Origin of the sequence: Companilactobacillus kedongensis (genome assembly GCF_003946625.1) — a bacterium.
GTDB classification, from domain to species: Bacteria; Bacillota; Bacilli; order Lactobacillales; family Lactobacillaceae; genus Companilactobacillus; species Companilactobacillus kedongensis.
Genome location: NZ_RHOR01000003.1, coordinates 96316 through 114869, shown reverse-complemented (window position 1 = coordinate 114869; position 18554 = coordinate 96316). Strand labels below are relative to the sequence as shown.

At 35.9% G+C, this 18554-nt stretch carries 23 protein-coding genes; 9 read left to right on the top strand and 14 right to left on the bottom strand.

Features of this window, described 5'->3' with window-relative positions; all coding sequences use genetic code 11:
- Positions 1-54 precede the first annotated feature (54 nt).
- A complete protein-coding gene (locus tag EKM60_RS03260) occupies positions 55-1482 on the bottom strand; it encodes a C69 family dipeptidase (RefSeq protein WP_125712405.1) in 1428 nt (475 codons plus the stop codon).
- A gap of 131 nt (positions 1483-1613) precedes the next feature.
- Between EKM60_RS03260 and EKM60_RS03255 the strand changes: the two genes are divergently transcribed.
- On the top strand, positions 1614-2642 hold the full coding sequence (locus tag EKM60_RS03255; RefSeq protein WP_125712403.1) for a lipoate--protein ligase: 1029 nt from the start codon (positions 1614-1616) through the stop codon (positions 2640-2642).
- 87 nt (positions 2643-2729) lie between these two features.
- Entirely contained in the window at positions 2730-3296 is a 567-nt protein-coding gene (locus EKM60_RS03250; RefSeq protein ID WP_125712401.1) for an LOG family protein, read from the top strand.
- 476 nt (positions 3297-3772) lie between these two features.
- Here EKM60_RS03250 and EKM60_RS03245 read toward each other — a convergent pair whose 3' ends face one another.
- The 3 genes from EKM60_RS03245 to arsC form a co-directional block, all read right to left on the bottom strand.
- Positions 3773-5116, bottom strand: coding sequence for a M20/M25/M40 family metallo-hydrolase (locus EKM60_RS03245; protein ID WP_125712399.1), 1344 nt, complete (start codon positions 5114-5116; stop codon positions 3773-3775).
- Between the two features lie 74 nt (positions 5117-5190).
- Positions 5191-5679, bottom strand: a complete 489-nt coding sequence (locus EKM60_RS03240; RefSeq protein WP_125712397.1) for a cysteine hydrolase family protein — start codon at positions 5677-5679, stop codon at positions 5191-5193.
- Entirely contained in the window at positions 5680-6078 is a 399-nt protein-coding gene (gene arsC / locus EKM60_RS03235; protein ID WP_125712395.1) for an arsenate reductase (thioredoxin), read from the bottom strand. It abuts the gene before it with no gap.
- Positions 6079-6216: 138 nt separating this feature from the next.
- On the opposite strand from arsC, the gene EKM60_RS03230 reads away from it, so the two are divergent.
- Positions 6217-7239, top strand: coding sequence for an LCP family protein (locus tag EKM60_RS03230; RefSeq protein WP_125712393.1), 1023 nt, complete (start codon positions 6217-6219; stop codon positions 7237-7239).
- Positions 7240-7271: 32 nt separating this feature from the next.
- Here EKM60_RS03230 and EKM60_RS03225 read toward each other — a convergent pair whose 3' ends face one another.
- On the bottom strand, positions 7272-7595 hold the full coding sequence (locus tag EKM60_RS03225) for a thioredoxin family protein (protein WP_125712391.1): 324 nt from the start codon (positions 7593-7595) through the stop codon (positions 7272-7274).
- 173 nt (positions 7596-7768) lie between these two features.
- Between EKM60_RS03225 and EKM60_RS03220 the strand changes: the two genes are divergently transcribed.
- Positions 7769-8038: a metal-sensing transcriptional repressor gene (locus EKM60_RS03220; protein ID WP_125712389.1), complete on the top strand. Its 270-nt coding sequence runs from the start codon at positions 7769-7771 to the stop codon at positions 8036-8038.
- Positions 8039-8097: 59 nt separating this feature from the next.
- Here the strand turns inward: EKM60_RS03220 and EKM60_RS03215 are convergent, their stop codons facing one another.
- From EKM60_RS03215 to EKM60_RS03205, 3 genes are all read right to left on the bottom strand, one after another.
- The gene (locus tag EKM60_RS03215; RefSeq protein WP_125712387.1) at positions 8098-8931 is read right to left on the bottom strand and encodes a putative RNA methyltransferase; all 834 of its coding nucleotides are present in this window, start codon (positions 8929-8931) and stop codon (positions 8098-8100) included.
- A 336-nt stretch (positions 8932-9267) separates the two neighbouring features.
- Positions 9268-9972 (bottom strand): VIT1/CCC1 transporter family protein, encoded by a 705-nt coding sequence (locus tag EKM60_RS03210; RefSeq protein WP_404811384.1) that lies wholly within the window; start codon positions 9970-9972, stop codon positions 9268-9270.
- 13 nt (positions 9973-9985) lie between these two features.
- On the bottom strand, positions 9986-10675 hold the full coding sequence (locus EKM60_RS03205; protein WP_125712385.1) for a VIT1/CCC1 transporter family protein: 690 nt from the start codon (positions 10673-10675) through the stop codon (positions 9986-9988).
- A gap of 207 nt (positions 10676-10882) precedes the next feature.
- Between EKM60_RS03205 and EKM60_RS03200 the strand changes: the two genes are divergently transcribed.
- A complete protein-coding gene (locus EKM60_RS03200) occupies positions 10883-11347 on the top strand; it encodes a Fur family transcriptional regulator (protein ID WP_125712383.1) in 465 nt (154 codons plus the stop codon).
- Positions 11348-11380: 33 nt separating this feature from the next.
- On the opposite strand, the gene EKM60_RS03195 is transcribed toward EKM60_RS03200, so the two are convergent.
- Positions 11381-11677: a LasU family protein gene (locus EKM60_RS03195; protein WP_125712382.1), complete on the bottom strand. Its 297-nt coding sequence runs from the start codon at positions 11675-11677 to the stop codon at positions 11381-11383.
- Positions 11678-11848: 171 nt separating this feature from the next.
- On the opposite strand from EKM60_RS03195, the gene EKM60_RS03190 reads away from it, so the two are divergent.
- Positions 11849-12073: a DUF3923 family protein gene (locus EKM60_RS03190; RefSeq protein WP_125712380.1), complete on the top strand. Its 225-nt coding sequence runs from the start codon at positions 11849-11851 to the stop codon at positions 12071-12073.
- A gap of 22 nt (positions 12074-12095) precedes the next feature.
- Here the strand turns inward: EKM60_RS03190 and EKM60_RS03185 are convergent, their stop codons facing one another.
- Positions 12096-12614, bottom strand: coding sequence for a helix-turn-helix domain-containing protein (locus EKM60_RS03185; protein ID WP_125712377.1), 519 nt, complete (start codon positions 12612-12614; stop codon positions 12096-12098).
- A 225-nt stretch (positions 12615-12839) separates the two neighbouring features.
- On the opposite strand from EKM60_RS03185, the gene EKM60_RS03180 reads away from it, so the two are divergent.
- Positions 12840-13577 carry a sugar phosphate isomerase/epimerase family protein gene (locus tag EKM60_RS03180; protein ID WP_125712375.1) on the top strand — a complete coding sequence of 246 codons (738 nt, stop codon included), beginning with the start codon at positions 12840-12842 and terminating at the stop codon, positions 13575-13577.
- Between the two features lie 491 nt (positions 13578-14068).
- Here EKM60_RS03180 and EKM60_RS03175 read toward each other — a convergent pair whose 3' ends face one another.
- Both EKM60_RS03175 and EKM60_RS03170 read right to left on the bottom strand, forming a co-directional pair.
- Positions 14069-14926, bottom strand: coding sequence for a GRP family sugar transporter (locus EKM60_RS03175; RefSeq protein ID WP_125712373.1), 858 nt, complete (start codon positions 14924-14926; stop codon positions 14069-14071).
- Between the two features lie 167 nt (positions 14927-15093).
- Positions 15094-16119 (bottom strand): sugar kinase, encoded by a 1026-nt coding sequence (locus tag EKM60_RS03170; RefSeq protein ID WP_125712371.1) that lies wholly within the window; start codon positions 16117-16119, stop codon positions 15094-15096.
- Between the two features lie 189 nt (positions 16120-16308).
- Here EKM60_RS03170 and EKM60_RS03165 point away from each other — a divergent pair, with 189 nt between their 5' ends.
- Positions 16309-17223, top strand: a complete 915-nt coding sequence (locus tag EKM60_RS03165; RefSeq protein ID WP_125712369.1) for a metal ABC transporter solute-binding protein — start codon at positions 16309-16311, stop codon at positions 17221-17223.
- Positions 17224-17281: 58 nt separating this feature from the next.
- Here EKM60_RS03165 and EKM60_RS03160 read toward each other — a convergent pair whose 3' ends face one another.
- Positions 17282-17548 (bottom strand): hypothetical protein, encoded by a 267-nt coding sequence (locus EKM60_RS03160; RefSeq protein WP_125712367.1) that lies wholly within the window; start codon positions 17546-17548, stop codon positions 17282-17284.
- 155 nt (positions 17549-17703) lie between these two features.
- On the opposite strand from EKM60_RS03160, the gene EKM60_RS03155 reads away from it, so the two are divergent.
- Positions 17704-17919, top strand: coding sequence for a hypothetical protein (locus EKM60_RS03155; protein WP_125712364.1), 216 nt, complete (start codon positions 17704-17706; stop codon positions 17917-17919).
- Positions 17920-17998: 79 nt separating this feature from the next.
- On the opposite strand, the gene EKM60_RS03150 is transcribed toward EKM60_RS03155, so the two are convergent.
- A complete protein-coding gene (locus tag EKM60_RS03150; RefSeq protein ID WP_164505320.1) occupies positions 17999-18442 on the bottom strand; it encodes a Fur family transcriptional regulator in 444 nt (147 codons plus the stop codon).
- Between the last annotated feature and the right edge of the window lie 112 nt (positions 18443-18554).

The following is an 18554-nucleotide window of genomic DNA, read 5'->3' as shown; positions in this document are numbered from 1 at the left end:
CCATTATCTTTAACCTGGGTAATGCTCAAGGTCTAACCAGCCAATTGACACGCTCTAAAGCCATTGTCCGGCAACAAATTGTAACTTAGACAACTCTGTTCCCTTAGTAACAAGGCTTGCCATTAATTCTTTAGTCTTATCGTTGTAGTGTTTTACAATTTCTTTATTTTGTTCTGTTAAGTAACTTGTTAATTCGTCACCTGACATTGTAACGGCTTTTTTATCGACTTCATCGATCTTTCTATGTGCCCACTCTGACAATTCTTTTCTGTAGTCGATATCATCTTGGATAAATTCTTTATAATGTGATTCAACTAACATTGCTAATGTTTCATAAATCCAATAGGCGCTCTTTAGATCTAGTTTTTCTGGAACGTCTGTGTATGATGAATCAATATCGGTAACATTACCAAATACTGGTACGTATGGACAGAATGATGGAACACCTAATGAGACCCATTCAACTGCTGCGGCACCATTCTTGTCTGAATCACGCATTTGTAATACGTGTGATTGAGCTGTACGTGCTAGAGAAATTGAACGATAGATATGCTTGTCTTTTTCACAGCCTGTACCTAGCGGATCAAATTTTGTTTCATTGTAATGTGATCCTAAAACAAATTGGATATCCTCTGGTGTGATCTTGAATTCTGCCTTACGAATAAATGGCATGTCTGATGATTCAGGATCTTGTTCGATTGATGGATTGAAGTATTTTTGTGCATACCAAACTCTTGGTGTGTTGTAGTGACGGTCAAATTCTGTGTCCGTACCAAAAATACGACGGAAATTGAAACCTTCAAAATCAGGATTCAAATTGTTGTCTTTAACAAATTCTTGAATGCCATCAGCCCACATATAGTTCTTGGTGTCATTGAAATCAATATTTTGGATTGATGTTTGGTTACCTGTAACGGCGTAACAATCATCAGGGATACGTACGGCTACCCATTGATGTCCAGTTACAATTTCCATGTACCAAACTTCATCTTTATCATTAAATTGAACTCCGTTACCTTCAGCTGAACCGTATTTCTTAACCAATTCACCCAAATAACGAACACCATCTCTTGCTGAATCAATAAATGGTAGTACCAATGTTAACAATGAATCTTCGGCTAAACCGTTTTTAATAAACGGATCTAGTGCCAATACATGTTCGTTAGCGAAAATACTTTCAGTAGCACTTTCACCAACATTTTTCTCGTTAAAACCGTTTTCCTCATTAGGTCCTGCGGTTTGATCTAAGTTAGGCATAGAAATATATCTGTAACCGCTTTCTGGTAATGGAACTGTTAACTTATTATATGGTGAAACATAGGTTTCCTCACGACCTGAAACAGCAGGTTGAGCAATAAGCCTTTTACCTTCAATTGCGGCATGTCTATCTTCATTTCTTGCAATCAAGGTAGAGCCATCCATACTTGCCTTTTTGCCAACTAAAATTGACGTGCATGCAGATGCTTCCAAACGATCAGTCATATCTTCTTTCCTCCAATTCAGTTTTCAAGTTAAGGGTAACAGAATCTATATCAAATTAAAACACGTTTTCTTTTAACTTGTTAAGGCTTACAATTGAAACGTGTCATAATTTTTAAAGGGAGTGTGATTAGATGTTCTTTATTGATACATCAAAGAATAAGAAACCTGTTTACAATGCAATTGTTAATCAATCATTAGACAACTATTTAGTAAATGATCTGAAGTTAAAGGGTCACGGTTTAATTATGTATATCAACAATCCTTCGGTTATCGTCGGTGTGAATCAAAACGCCTATGCTGAAGTAAACTTTCCCTATTTAAAAGAGAAAAATATTCAACTAGTTAGACGTACTTCTGGTGGTGGTGCCGTCTATCATGATTATGGAAATATGATTTTTGAAAATATTATTATTGGAAACGACGATCACTTTGGTGATTACAAATTCTTCGCTCAACCTATTATTGATGCTTTACATGACATGGGAGCCACTGGTGCTGAAATGCGTGGTAGAAATGACATCGTTATTGATGGTAAGAAATTCTCCGGAATGACTATGTTTAAAGTTGGGGATTCATATGCTGCTGGTGGTACATTGATGTTTGATCTTGATATGCAAACAGCCAGTGAAGTGCTAACACCTGAACAAGATAAGCTTGAATCAAAAGGTGTTAAATCAGTTAACAGCCGTATTACTAACATCAAAGAATACTTAGACGAACCATTCAAGAGTATGGATGCTGATCATTTCAAACTTGAACTATTGAAACGTATCTTCAAGGCCGACTCATTAGATGATATTGAAACTTACACTTTGACAGATCATGATTGGGAGATCATTGATTCTCGTCTAGCCGCAAAATATGATACTGACGAATGGAACTATGGTAAGAACCCTGGATTTACAAACTATGTTTCAAAACATTTTGATATCGGTACTGTTGCCTTCAATTTCTCATTAAATGACAATAACGAAATTTCAAATATTAAAATCTATGGCGATTTCATTACTGGTGGTAAACCTTCAGTTCTTGAAGATGCCTTGATAAATACTAAATTCGATAAAGATAGTTTGATTGCTAGTCTAGATAGTGTCGATATTGCTGGTAACTTAGGCAAAATAGATGCTGAACCTTTAGTAGATTTATTACTTTCTAAATAATTAATTGTGATTACAGATACATTTTCACTATTTTGACATCATATGCTAAAATATCTTCACAACAGTTTTCATAAAGGAGATCATAACGTGAAACGAATTGCAGTTTATTGTGGTGCAGTAAGTGGAAATGAAAAAATCTATCAAGATGCAACTTTGGAGTTAGCTGACTGGCTAGTTGCTAATAACTTAGAACTAGTTTATGGAGGTGGCCGAGTTGGCTTGATGGGAATGTTGGCCACCGAAGTTCGTTCAGAAGGTGGAAATGTTCAAGGAGTTATCACTCAAGAATTATTTGACCGCGGAACTGCTTTTGACGATTGTGAACTACAAATTGTTCCAAATATGTCAGCTAGAAAACAAAAAATGCTAGATCTTTCTGACGGTTGCATCGCTCTCCCCGGTGGACCAGGAACACTAGAAGAAATCATTGAGGCCTTCTCTTGGGCACGCCTTGGTGATAATGAAAATCCCAGTGCATTCTTTAACGTAAATGATTATTACGATCCACTAAAAAATATGTTTGATCAAATGACAAATAAGGGCTTTCTAAGTTCTGAAGATAGAGAAAAATTACTTTTCTCAGATTCCTTAGATGACATTCTTAGTTTTATGGAAAGCTATGTGCCACCTAAGATACGGACTTATAATAAGTAATCTGTTGCCGCCTCCGGTTGTGATGATTCATCCTGCAGCTGGAACGGTTCAAGCCAAGGTCTTGAACCTCGATTTTGAGCTTTGCTACGCAAATCTCAAAATACGTCCGTGGTGTAAGAGCGGAAAGTTCACCGCCCTAACGCCACCTTAGCTGCTGGATAAATCATCACAACCTCCGGCTAAGTTATAGTTTTTGAAATTAAAATAGCAGTTCGACTAATTAGTGAAAAATCACTAATAATGTCGAACTGCTATTTTTGTTTCACTTTTATTTACGGAAATGAATCGAGCCGAAGAGCGAGAGAATGTGCGCCAGCAGTGAAAGTTGCGTAGAACAAGGTTCATCGTTCGTACACAACCGACGACTTTGAAGATTTGCGCAAGAAAAGCTTCAAAGCGAGACATCAGACCTTGGCTGATGTCGGTCGCACCGCAGGCACACATTCTCTCGATCGTAGGCGGCAGTGAACGCTCCCCTATAATTTTTTCAACAATTCGTAAGAAATTTTAATTCCATCATAAAAAGCTTTTTCAGTAATATTTTCGTTAGGTGCATGGTTACGTTGATCGAAGTTAGCATATGGAATCGTAAACACAGGTACTTTCAAAATATCTGACCACACATAATTAGGAACCGTTCCCGGCATAGTGGGCTCAATCAAACCTGAGCCTGTTGCTTCTTTAATGGCGTCAACCAACGGCTTAATATTCTTGTCATCAGAAGCCGTCTTGCATGGGGGCACTTGAACCAAGTAGTGAACCTTGATATCGCCGTTATTTATTTCATCTTGCAAAAAGTTATTGATACCAATTTGAATCTCTTGAATATCTTGTTTCCCGACCAATCGTGTTTCAACTTTCATAATGGCAGTATGAGGAATGATCGATTTCATCCCTTTGGCTGTGTATCCTGCCTTAATTCCTGAAATATTAAACGTTGGTCTAAACATCAATTTTTGATAATATTCCAAACCGGTTTCAGGAAGATCCTTCACACCAGTCTGTTTAGATATCGACTCTCTGTCATATGGTAATTGTTTCATCCAATCGATCTCTGTTTGACTAGGATCTTCAACACCATCATAAAAATTAGGAATCAAAACTTTATCATTTTCAAAATCATAGATTTTTTGGAGTAATTCCATCAATACCAGCACGGGATTCTTCATGATGTTCCCCAGGTTTCCAGAATGATTATCTTGAGTCCCTGTTTTGGCCGTAATTTGAAATCCTAACGCACCACGATTACCTAATCGTAAAACATGCTCTCCAGATTGATTGAAAGAGCCATCTACTACAATGGCTAAATCAACATCTTTCAATTTATTATCAGCCAGTTCTTTGACGGTGAAAGGTAGATTCTTGCTACCTTGTTCTTCCTCGCCTTCGATCAAAAACTTAATATTGAACGGAAAGCTACCGTTAACTTGTTTATAAACATATAAGCCTAAAATTTGTGCTAACAATTGTCCTTTATTGTCACCAGCTCCTCGACCGTAAAAACGATGATTTTTTTTGGTCAAAGTAAAAGGATCTGTATCCCAATCAGCATTAATTCCTGGCGTCATAACGTCATAATGCCCATAAAACAATACTGTGCGATCACTTTGACCATCTATTTCGGCCAATATGGTAGGTGATCCCGCAGTTTGAATTACTTCTACATGAGCTCCCAAATCCTTTAGTTTTTCCTGTAACAATGTAATTGTTTCGTTGATACCTTCGCCTGTGGCACTAACACCTTTGAGTCCGATGAGCTTTTTAAACAAACTTTCAAACTCAGATTTATTATTTTCAATGAAACTATCTCTTGAAACCAAAATGTCTCCTCCTCATTAATGGTTCTCTGATTTAGTATCATTGTAGACCTTTTCGACTGCTATAAACGCCTATCTCAAATAAATGAAACGAATCGTTTATTCCAAATATCTTCAAAAAATGCGATCGTATCTTCAGCGTTCAAATAATCATTATCCTTAGTCGTTGTCATATCTGGCTGCATAAGAATTTTATAGCCCAATCCATGGGCCATCTTGATTGTTGTATCGCAACAATACTCAGTCTGAGCTCCGCAAATTTCAATCGTTTTTAAACTATTTTCTCGTAGCAGATCATTGAGTTCCGTATGATAAAAAGAATTAGCATGTGGCTTTTCTACTACTAAGTCATCATCTTTCTTATCAAGACCTCTAGCAAAATCCCATTCTTCACTACCTTTTATCAAATCACTATCATTATGCTGAATAAAAATTATTGGTAAATCATTTTGACGGTAATCATCAATTCGATCATTAATATCACTCAACAAATCATCAAAATGGTAACAACCATTCAGGTCATTTTGCATATCAATAACCAGCAAAACTTGCGCCATCTTACTCATTTAGATTAACTCCTTAACCTTAATTTCAATCTCATCACGAACCTCTCTAAAGACGTTCAATATTTCTTCTTCTGAACCTTTGGCTTGAGCGGGGTCAGGTAATCCCCAGTGAAGATGTTTCACACTTTGAGGAATAACTGGGCAACGATCTCTGGCATCCCCACAAAGAGTGACTATCAAGTCACAACTATTAAAGTAGTCTAAGTCGATCAAATCTGATGTGTGATCCGAAATATCGATATTCTTTTCAGCCATAACTTGCACAGCCTTTGGATTTAGACCATGTGTTTCTACACCCGCACTCTTTACTTGCCAATCTGTTAAATATTTTTCACCGAATCCCTCTGCCATTTGTGAACGACATGAATTACCAGTACAAATAAAATAGACCCTTTTCATATTTCTCAACCCCTTTTTATGTTATTTTTAAATTTACCATAGAACAGGCGACAACAGATAGTATAATCACTAAGTTACCTTGTATTGTTTAGTAATTATATTATAATGTAATACTAAGATTAAATACTGAGGTAATTTATGAAAATTTTTAAACGAATTATGATTTCTATTGTCGCTATCATTGCTATTCTAGCAGTAATGATAGGTATATACATTCATCAAAATAAAGAAGCTTTGAAGTCAGTCGATACTAGTAAAAATAGTGTCTCGCAAAAGGTTGATCAAGATAAGCCTGTCTCCATTTTACTTTTAGGTGCAGATACTGGTGCCGATGGCCGTGTTGATCGAGGAAATTCAGATACCATGATGTTAATTACCTTGAACCCTAAAACTAAGAAAACCGTTATCTACTCCATTCCTAGAGATTCCGTAGCAGAAATGGTTGGAGATAAAACTAAAAATGTTCAAAAAATCAACGCCGCTTATAATATCGGTAAGTCAAAGATGGCTAAAAATACTGTCGGTGAATTGCTAAATGTTCCCGTTGATTACAGTGTGGCAGTAAATATGGCCGCACTCAAAAAAACCGTCAACTTTGTTGGAGGTGTGACGATCAAATCTGACATGAAAGTTAGCTTTGATGGCGTAACTGTTCCTAAAGGTACCCACCATCTTAATGGTACCAAGGCTTTGACCTATGTTCGTATGCGTTATGAAGATCCAAGAGGAGATTATGGACGACAAATTCGACAACAACAGATTCTAAAGGCCGTTGCCAAAAAAATGGCTCAACCTAAATACTTGATCCACTTACCAAAATTGATCAAAGAACTAGGACCAGATATCAGTACTGATTTAACTGATAAACAATTGGAAGAATTTCCGATGAAATATCATAACAGTGGTAAAACAATCAAATCACATCAACTACAGGGTAAATCTGCTTGGATAAACGGTAGCTCATATCAAGTTTTATCTACTAATACATTGCAAAAGGCTTCCGACAAGTTGCGCAAGAATTTAGGACTCCCAGATGACACCGTATCTAATACCGAAACTAAATTAAACAAACAAAATAAAGCTTTCTTTGAAGATGATGATAATACCGATTACGACACTCACGGCTTAGATAAAACTTACTATACAAATAATACATATTAAAAAAACGATACTCACAAGAGTATCGTTTTTGCTTACATATATTGTTCTAAGGCCTTGCGGAACTTAGATTCTGGTTGATATCCAACCATTCTACCAACAACTTCACCATCTTTTTTAACGATGAAAGTTGGGATTCCCTGAATACCAAAGTTATTAGGTGTTTGTGGATTTTTATCAACGTTCATTGATGTGAACTTGATTTTCTCGCCCAATTGATCATTTTCAGATAACTTTTCCAAGATTGGATTCATCATCTTACATGGAGGACACCAGTCAGCATTAAAATCGGTAATTACTAAACCGGTGCTTGTTTCGTCATTAAAAGTCTTGTCAGAAATCTCTTTAATATTGCTCATTTAGAAGTCTCCCCTTTACCTATATCTTATTTCAATTAATAATATACCCCCTAGGGTAAGTTATGGCAATTAATTTGTTTATCACTGTTTAAAAGAAATATCAGCATATAATTTGATGTACGGTACCCGTGTGGGTATAATATCAACTATATTAATTATTTAAGGAGGCTGATATGTCTCAAGAATCTGAAGAACTCGTAAGCAAAAAGATAACTAGCCAAATCAAAAGATCCCGTGGTCAATTGGACGGTATTTTACGTATGATGGATGACGGTCGTCCCTGCAATGAAGTTTTGGTGCAACTGTCAGCTGTTAAATCCGGAGTCGACAAAGCTATGAAACAAGTTATTGCTCAAAATATCCGCAGCAATGTTGATTGTGTTAACGAAAAACAACTATCTAATTTACAAAACTCACTTGATCTACTACTTAAGACTAAATGATCTGACAAATTGTCAGGTCATTTTTTATTTCTATAGTTACGCATAAAGTATTCAGTAACCTATGCTTTACCGATCAAAATTGTAGAATCAACAGTTATTTCATTAACACTGGTCCAATCGACTTTATCCTTATCAACATTAAACAATAAAGGTGTCATATTGATAAAAGCTTTTCTTTCCTCTTCTGAAACAGGATACGTTTTAGTAGCTTTTATCTCATCTACAGTTTGGAAATGTTCTTCAAAATAACTGAGAACTTTCTGATTAGAGTAGCTTTCACTTCTCAAATATTCACTAGCCTGCTGTCTCAATTCAGTCAGATGTTTTTCACCTGGGATCACTTTGATCAAATAACCATCCCTCTTCAAGATACGATGAAACTCATGATAATTGGCTGGCGAGAAAATATCCAGAATGCTATCGACACTGTTATCTTGCATCGGTAAATTGGCTAAATCACCAACAAACCACTTAACAGCATTATTAGTATCGTTTCTAGCAGCTAATTGTACAGAATCCTTTGAAATATCAAAGGCTAAAAGAGTTTTATTGAGTTGTTCTTGGATCTCACGTGAATAATATCCTTCACCGCAACCAGCATCAAGAATCGTCTCAATAGGCAAATCTTTAACGATCTCTACTATCTTATTTAAAATATGATCGTACAAACCATCTTTCAAAATCAAACCACGATTTTCAAAGTTGGCCTTATCATAATTTTTCTGTTGCTTCATATTGAGTAAGAAATTAACATACCCCTGTTTAGCAATATCAAAATTATGACCATTTGAACAAACTAAGCTGTTATTTTCCAAGCTAAGACTTTCATCACAGACGGGACATGCAAAAAAGTTTTCACTGTCATTAAATCTGCGCAATTTTTCTTTATTCATTTAAATACCCGAATTCTTATATGATAGCTTAATTTTATCATAAATATTTTCCATCCCTTCCGACTAATAAACTCATAAATACTAAAAAGAGCAACTTCTCATTTCAAATATGAAGTGAGAAGTTACTCCTATATTTTATATTACTATTGATAGTTAAAATCCCAACCAGCCTAAAATTTTGAGTAATGGAAACAGTTGTGAAAGTGGAGTTTTACTCCACTGACGATTCTGAGATTTGCGTAGCAAAGCTCAAAATCGAGTCTTCGGACCTTGGCCGAAGACGGTCGCACAATAGGTGGAATTACTCAAAATTTTAGGCGAAAAGAAAAGAAAAAACTACAACATCAAACCAACAGAATAGTGAATGATCATAGTAATAATACCTACAATAACATTTCTAATAATTGCCGTTTTAACAAGTCCATCACCCAATTTGGCACTCAAGAATCCTGTTAAAGCAACCGACAAAGTAACCGCCAAAATAGTCCCCGGCCATTGCAATGAAACTGGTAAGAATGTCATTGCTACCAATGGGAAAATACCACCTGATGATGCTGCGACTAGTGAAGAAAAGGCCGCATCCCAAGGATTCATATAATGTCCTAAGTCCAAATCATACTTAACTTTTACAACTGTTCCTAAGGCATCCTTTTTCATCAATTCACTAGCAATTTCTAAAGATGTTTTCTTAGAAACACCACGATCTACGTAATAATCTGCTACAACACTTAATTCTGATTGATAATCCGTCTCAATTAGTTCACGTTCTTTTTCAATAGCTGCTTTTTCGGTATCCTTTTGGGAGCTAACTGATGCATATTCGCCAGAAGCCATTGAAAAAGCACATGCAATAAGGTCAGATAGACCAGCGATAAAAATTGTGAATTGATTCGTTGTCGCGACCGCAACTGAGAATAGAACACCAACAACCGTAAGTATTCCATCATTTGAGCCTAAAACTCCCGCACGTAAAGTGTTTGAGCGTTCAGCCATTGTCTTTTTGCTCTTTTTTTGCTTGGGAAAGTTTACTGCTTTCATCATTCTTATCACTCCTTTAATGTGCAAATAATGTACCGATCAGGTATGTCACAAGCATTGTTAATAATCCTGAAACCACATTTCTAAAGACTGCTTTTAACCTGTTGGCATTACCAAGATATGCTGCTGTATATCCAGTTATAACCAGCGCGATAACAACTGCGATCACTGTGGCAATGACACGCATCTGGGCTGGAAATAAGGTAATTGAAACTAACGGCAGAATTGATCCAGTGGGAAATGAGATCATTGAAGCAATGGCAGCTGCGATTGCACTGGTTTCTTCCTTAGGGTTAAATCCAAAACGTTCACGTACCGCAACATCTAATGGATCACCGCTCATCATTTCTTTAGTGGCCTTTAAAGCAAGCTCTTCAGAGATCCCCGTATCTTGATATTTATTTTGAATAAATTCAAACTCACCATCATAATTACCATCTAAGGCCGCTGATTCCTTCTCAATAGCACGTTTCTCACTGTCACGCTGTGTACTAACAGAAACCCATTCACCCATCGCCATAGAAATAGTTCCGGCCAGCATGCCTGCAATACCAGCTAGAAAAATAGCATAATTATTGCTTCCGGCACCCGCAACACCAATAACGATACCGGCTACTGAAATGATCCCATCATTGGCACCCATAACACTGGCACGCATAACATTGATCTTTTCAGCTAAACTTCTAGTCTTTTTAGCTTTTTGCATTCCATTCACCTCTTACTTTGTAATCATTTCTAAGTTGGAATGATTCTCATCTGCTAACGAATTCATAATAATTCATTTTTAAGCGAAAGTAAACATTTAAAACCCGATTCCTAACTTTATTCCAATAAGAATCAATAATTGATATTTTTATTAGATAGGTATTATAATTAACTTGTAATGATTCCAAACTAGAAAGGAAGACTGCTTATGACAAATAGTTCTGTCATGGAGGACATTTTGAAAGTGTTAAAGGACCACAAGTTACGTGTCACTCCACAGCGTCACATTATCCTGGCCTATCTTGCCAGTCATCATAATCATCCTACAGTTGAAACTATCCGCGACGCTCTAAGCAAAGAGCTTCCGAATATGGGTTCTTCTACGATTTATAACACTTTGAATACTTTTGTAGATCATCGCTTAGTTGTTGAATTGCAAAATGGTGATGGTAGTACCCACTATGATTACTTTGGGACACCACATTATCATGCTATATGTACTAATTGTGGCAAAATTGTTGATGTAACATACCCTGGCTTTGACAAAGATGAAAAGACATTAGAAGAAAAAACTGCTGAAATTTCTGGATATATGATCTCAGGAAATCACATGGAAGTTTATGGATTATGTCCAGAATGCCAAGTAAAACTAGGTATTACGCAAAAAAAATAAAGCCGAGAGAAATTTTCCCTCAGCTTTATTTTTTTAGTTATGAGTCATAAAATACATTGCAATAATTATATCTACTACCCATATTCCGGCCAGATACAGATAATATATCTTAAATTTAGTAGATATTTGTTTCCATTTAAGAAAGTTCCCTGCGCCCTCTGAAGCAATTCCACTTATGAAAAGCGCCACTGGTGCGTAAATAAATGTTCCAGCAACACTGATCACTAAGTAATTAATAGCCAATTTCTGGTTAGTCCCATACATAAGAATCCCGATCACAAACATAACAATTAATACAAAAGTTGGAAAAATTGCTAATATTTTTTTCATGATTAAACTCCCAATAGTTTAATGGTCACATTGTTACACCATCTACTTTTTTTGGCAAAGGATAACCACTGCAATTTGAATTTAAAATTTTATAAAAATTATGAGGCACTTGTTTTTTTACTGTTACACCCTACAATTTAACTAGTAAATAAAATTAATAGAGGGATAATCATGTCAAAATGGCGTATTTTAAGTCTAAGTTGGATCGTTATTTTTGCTATCGGAGTGGTCGTTATCTTTGTTCATTCTATAAACTCTGCCGGAGCAAATAGTGCATCATCGTTAAAATTAGGCAGTCTAGTTATCTGGGTAGGAATCTTTATTCTAATAGCCGTCGTACAAACAGTCGCTTATACAGTTTACAATCTACTATTGAATAATAAGACACCACATTAGTCAGGACATATTCCTGACTTTTTTAATGCGCATTCCATCCTGCTACAAAGCCAGCAATAAAATCATAAAATTCCGGCCACAATAATAATGTTAGCCAAATAATTCCAAATAACATTGTCCATTTAGTAATGGCTTTTTCTAACTCTTTCCATTTGATACTGAACATCAAACAGATGAAACTAGCCATAAGTGGTAAAAACAAAATATCTTCAAGTTTTGCTTGTGAGACAGAATATATGCCAGTCGATACTGCATACGCTATAACGGCTAAAGTGATACTTGTAACGACCATTATATAAGCCTTATTTAATTTTGTACTGTGTTCTAATTGATCCATAAGTTGTGAATCTCCTTTGATTAATTCGTCTAAAGAGACTTCAAATAGTTCACTAATGGCAACGACGTTGGCAAAACTTGGCAGTGATGTTCCATTCTCCCATTTAGAAATAGATTGCCTTGAAATATGTAAGTGCTTAGCTAGATTTTCTTGAGACATTCCATGTTCCTTACGTTGTCTTTGTAACTGTTCCCCTATCTGCATAATAATCTCCTTTAACTACTCACAGTTTAGATGGCGCTATCTTAAAATAGTAGCACCTGCTGGTTGCATTAAACAATGTAAAGTAGAAATTGCCCGAAAAAGTTTATCATTGAGAAACTTTTCACGAAAACTAAACCGATTTAACAGAAAGCGTTTACATCAACGTTTTCTTGGTATAAAGTTAGTCTATTAACTTTTTTATCAAGCAACTTGGAGGGAATTACAATGACAAAACTTTTGGTTAATACAGCCGTATTTGAAAATGATGTAAAGAATGGCGCATCACAATTAGACATGATCAAGAAAATCACTGACTTGGGTATCGATGGTATTGAAGTTCGTGGAGAATTTTTCGGCGATGACCGAGACCAAGAATTATCGGATTTAAAAGCACTTGCACAAGCACAAAACTGGGTATTGTACTTCTCAATTCCTGAACAGTTATTCGTAGACAATAAAGTCAACGAAAATTTAATCAGCTATCTTGATTTAGCGACAAAATACTCAATTGGTTCATTAAAGATCAGCTTGGGAGAAGTTGATACTTTAACTGATGAGTTAGTCGCTGAATTAAAGAACATTCTAAAACCTTATTCAGTTCAATTAACAATTGAAAACGAACAAAATGACCACGGTCACATGGATCACGTACTAGCTATCAACAAAGAAATTCAACAAGCAAACTTGCCTATTGGATATACTTTTGATGCTGGTAACTGGTATTGGATCGATGAAGATCCTGAAGAAGCCATGGCTAAATTAAGCAGCTACGTTACAATTCTTCACTTAAAGAACATTCAAAACAAAGGAACCGTTCTTTTAGATAAAGGTGCTACAAATTGGAAGAATCTTATCAATGCCGTTACACCTGATATTCCTGTTGCTATCGAATATCCAATGACACTTGACGAATTGAAGAGTGAATTTAAACTGGTTCAAGATGCAATTGAAGAACATGCATAGTGTTTCTTTTGCCGCTTCCAATTTTGGGTAATTCCGCCTGTTGTGCAACCGTTTCCAGCCAAGGTCTGGAAACTCGATTTTGAGCTTTGCTACGCAAATCTCAGAATCGTCAGTGGAGTAAAACTCCACTTTCACAACTGACTCCATTACTCAAAATCTCCAGATCTATAACATGATTATTATGAAAAAATAAGAATCCCTGAATATACAGAATTGATTATAAATCTGTATACTCAGGGATTTTTCCTTTATGTACTAAAACCCAAACGAGCCGGAGAGCGAGATGGACGGTGGCCAGCAGTGAAAATTCTGTTAGAGTAGCGATTCGTGCTGCTCTTACAGAATGGACGATTTCGAGATTTGCGCAGCAAAGCTCAAAATCGAGCCTTCAGACCTTGGCTGAAGGGCGATCCCACAGCAGGCCACCATCCATCTCGCACGTAGGCGGCAAAAAAAAGACAAACCCCATTCCAGGATTTGTCAGTTATTTTCTATAAGAATGCTGTCATAACACTACCTACAACGATCAATACTAACCCGGATAGTGTAAATTTAAGTTCTCTTGGTGTCTTGGTCTCGTGTAAGATCAACAAACCACCCAACGTTGCTACAACTACGTTTAATTGTGTAATAACAAAAGCGGATGCTACACCAGCTGCTTGGGCTGCAAAAATATACGCTAAGGACGAAATACCGAAGTCTAATCCGATCAATCCATTTAACCAGCTCTCTTTTTGAACGAAACTCTTACCTTTAGTCATAACTAAATTATAAATAATTGCCCCTACAAAAATACCTAGCATTTCTGGGAAAAATAGATGTAATCCAGAAGCGGAAACTGCTTTTGGAAGTGCTCCATATGCCCAATAACCAACAGTGGTCGGCACTAAAACAGCTAATCCTTTAGCTAAAGAACCGGATGCTGACTTGCCAGCTTTTTTATCTGTGATGGCAGTAAATGTAACACCAATAACTACCAAGATAATAGCCAAAAGACCAATCAATTTAGCTATATCGCCGCTCCATTCACCGAAAATAATAACTCCGATCAATGACGTACCAACAACTTGTAGGCCTGTTGTGATCGGCATTGTTCTCGTGACACCAATCTGAGTAAAGGAAATATATTGTCCTACCTGACCTAATGACCACAAGAATCCAGCTCCGAAACTAATCCAAAAATTAATTCCGGATACACTTCCATACATAGCATAAATAAACAAACCAATAATTAATGAACCAAATCCTGTACCAAAAATTTGATTCGAAGGGCTTCCTCCAACTTTACTAGCTATCAGGGGTTGTATTCCCCAACCTAAAGCTGGAATAAGCGCTAACAAGACACCCAAAAAATCACTCTTTTCTTCAAAAATTTCAAATTACTTAACCATTCTGATATGGTTTCTAGTTGTCTAGACCAAAAAATTATATACTTTGTTTTAATTAACTACAATAACAAAATACATGATATATATGGTAACACTTTCATAATCCTGTGTGTTATATAATATTTGGGTTATCTTTTCATCGCTGTAGCGCTGTCTTTTTTCATAACGTCACGGATCTCCGACTCGCTGACTAGGTTGAGATCGCCACCGATCGTCAATTTCAATACACTAGCAGCAATCGCATAGTTGACTTGCTCTTGTCCATCAAAATTGTTCAAAAATCCATGCATTAAGCCAGCACCAAAAGCATCCCCACCAGCGACACCTTCATAAACATGAACTTGGTAAACTGAGCTTTCATAAAATTCATTATCTCTGAGCATAAGGGCTGACCACTGACTATCTTCGACCGAATAAATATTTCTCAATACACTAGCGACTGTATGACAATTAGGGTACAGTTCAGAAACTTGCTTCATAGCTTTTTTGAAACTATCCTTTTGTTCGATACCACGACTCATATCTCCGTCAAAACTCTTGATCCCTAAACTAGCTTCAAAATCTTCATCATGAACTAAACAGATATTTACAAATGGCATGACCTTTTTGCTGAAAGCCTGTGCTTCTTCTGGAGTCCACATTTTTCCACGGTAGTTCATATCACAAACGATTTGAATATTATTATCTTTACAATACTGGCAAGCCTCTAATACTGCGGTCTGTAGCTCAGTTGAAATGGCTGGAGTTATTCCTGAAAAGTAGAAGTAATCGATCCCAGAAAAAATACTCTTCCAATCATATTCAGATGCTTTAGAAACGGCTAAAGAGCTTCCAGCACGATCATAAACAACAGTTGTGCCACGTACACTAGCACCCTTTTCAAAGAAATAGATCCCTAATCTTGGTCCACCACGTAAGATTTTATCAGTATTGACGCCATATTTTCTCAATGTTCCTAAAGCTGTATCGCCTAGCAAATTATCAGGAAACTTCGTTAAATAAGTCGCCGAATCACCTTGAAGTGCCAAAGATACAGCCACATTGGCTTCTGCTCCTCCATAAGATGCCTCAAATGAGTTTGATTGAACGATCCTATTATTGGCTGATGGTTTTAAACGCAACATCATTTCACCAAGTGTTAATACATTTTTCATATCAATTACCTTTCCTATACATAAACTATAAATATTAATCAGTAATAATAATTATAGAACCTATTCGTCACTTAATGGAAGCCTTTTCTTTTCTATAAAATAACGTATAACTGTAAACAGTAAGTATTACCGTTTACAAATTTTAAATAATCATTTATTGTAGATAGTATTATCTATTGAGGAAAAAAAATGAATAAATCAAAAAGAATAATTTTGACTTTGAGTGTGGCCTTGCTAAGCATCTTCTTAGCCAGCTGTTCCGCTAAAACAACTACACATCATAACGGTAAAATAAATATCGTAACGACAACTGATTTTTACGGTGAAGTCGCCAAGGCGGTTGTTGGAAATAAGGGAAACGTCACTTCTATCATCAACAATCCCGCTATTGATCCACATGATTACGAGCCGACAACTGAAATTGCTAAAAAAGTTAGCCGTGCTGATATCACCGTCGCCAACGGGATCGGCTACGATTCATGGATGAATAAATTATCCAGTGATTCTAGCGACGCTGTTTTCATCAGAGTTGGTGAAAACATTATGCATAAAAAAAGTGGCGACAATCCTCATCTTTGGTACAACCCCAAAACTATGCCTAAATACGCCAACTATTTGGCAGCTGAATTAGCTAAAAAACAACCCAAAAACAAAAAATATTTTAAGAACAACGCCAAAAAGTATATTGCCTCATTGAAACCAGTTCGAGGTGAATTAACTAAACTGAAGAAAACTGCTAAAAATACTAAGAATAAAGACGTTTACGTTAGCGAACCTGTCTTCGATTACTCTATTAGAGCCATGGGTTTCACGATCGGTGATAAAAACTTTGAAAAAGCTATCGAAAACGGAACTGATCCTTCACCTAAAGTTGTCAAAGATATGCGTGACGGTCTTCATGATAAGAGGATTTCCTTCTTAGTTTATAATGAGCAAGCTGAAAGTAAGACTGTAAATAATCTTGTCCAACTAGCCCACAAAAATGATATTCCCGTCTTAAAAGTTACTGAAACTTTACCAGCAGATAAGACTTACAAGGAATGGATGCTTTCACAATATAAACAGCTTAATAAAATTCTAAAAGAAAAAGGAGTTGGAAAATAATTTTCCACTCCTTTTTTGTGTACGTTTAAACAAGCCTATCCTCGGCTCTAAATTTTATTTATTTATTAATTTTTCTACGTTCTCTGATATTACTGATGTTACCAATGACAACTTCTTTAAATTCGTTCAAATCGAAATCGTAAATATCTGATAGAACGAATAATAATTCACCGTCAATTATCTTATTCTTATCAGTCTCAATGGCACTCAAAACTGATGTAGAAGTAGAATAACCGTACTTATCTTTGGCAATATGGGTTACTTGCAATAATGTAAGCTCTGAAAAGAATCTTTTAGTTTTTAAATATCTTCCAATTGTTATCATGTGTCAAATATAACCTCTATCTTTCATATATGATATTTTAGCGTAAATTACGACACTTTGCTAAAAAAATATGTTGAAATATTACACAAATTAACTTAGTATGTAGATGTAATCCTTGTTGAAGGAAAATATATTCCACGAAGGAAAAAATTGCAATGTATGATAATCAGTGTCTAAAAACTTTCTGTATTATGCACCAAATCAAACAAAGTGACATTGCCGACTTGTTAGAGAAATCTAAATCGACTGTTCATCGCAAGAACAGGGATCTTGGCTTTACTCAACAGGAAATTATCAAGCTTCACGATACCTATGATATTCCCTTTGAAGTCTTCTTCCACAATAGCGATGATGAAGAAGCTCCGATCTAACACCCCATTTATACGGGGGATATTTTTGGGTACAAAAAATAAGTTTTTATTCTAAATAAAGATACAAAAAGCCAAACTTCTATTCAAGAGGTTTGGCTTTTTCATTTTGTGCTTTTACGCAATCGGGGCACAAACCATAGATCTCAATAGCATGTGTGTCGACTTGGCAGCCTGGTAATTGTTTAGTGAAGAAATCCATAGGACACTCCTTTAATTCAATCACTTTACCGCAATTAGAACAAATAAAATGATGATGATGTGGTTGTTCAAAATCACATTGAAACTTGATCATCGTCTTATTCTTCTCTTGATACTCTACTAAGCCAATATCTGAAAACTCTTTAATATTTCGATAAACCGTATTGTGACTGATGCCTGGATACAATGAGCGCATATAGGCATCAACAACGCTGATCTGAACGTAACTTGAAATAAACTTACTCAAATAATCGATCAAATCGATTCGTTGTTTGGTCACTTTATAATTGTTATTTTTTAAAATTTGAAGTGCTTCTTTCAAAATATTCACCCGTTCTAATTATTTTTATAAGTTTAACATATCTAAAGTCTTTATTTATGTAACCCCTTGCATTAATATAAAACATCATATATAGTCTAATTGTTATTTAATACAT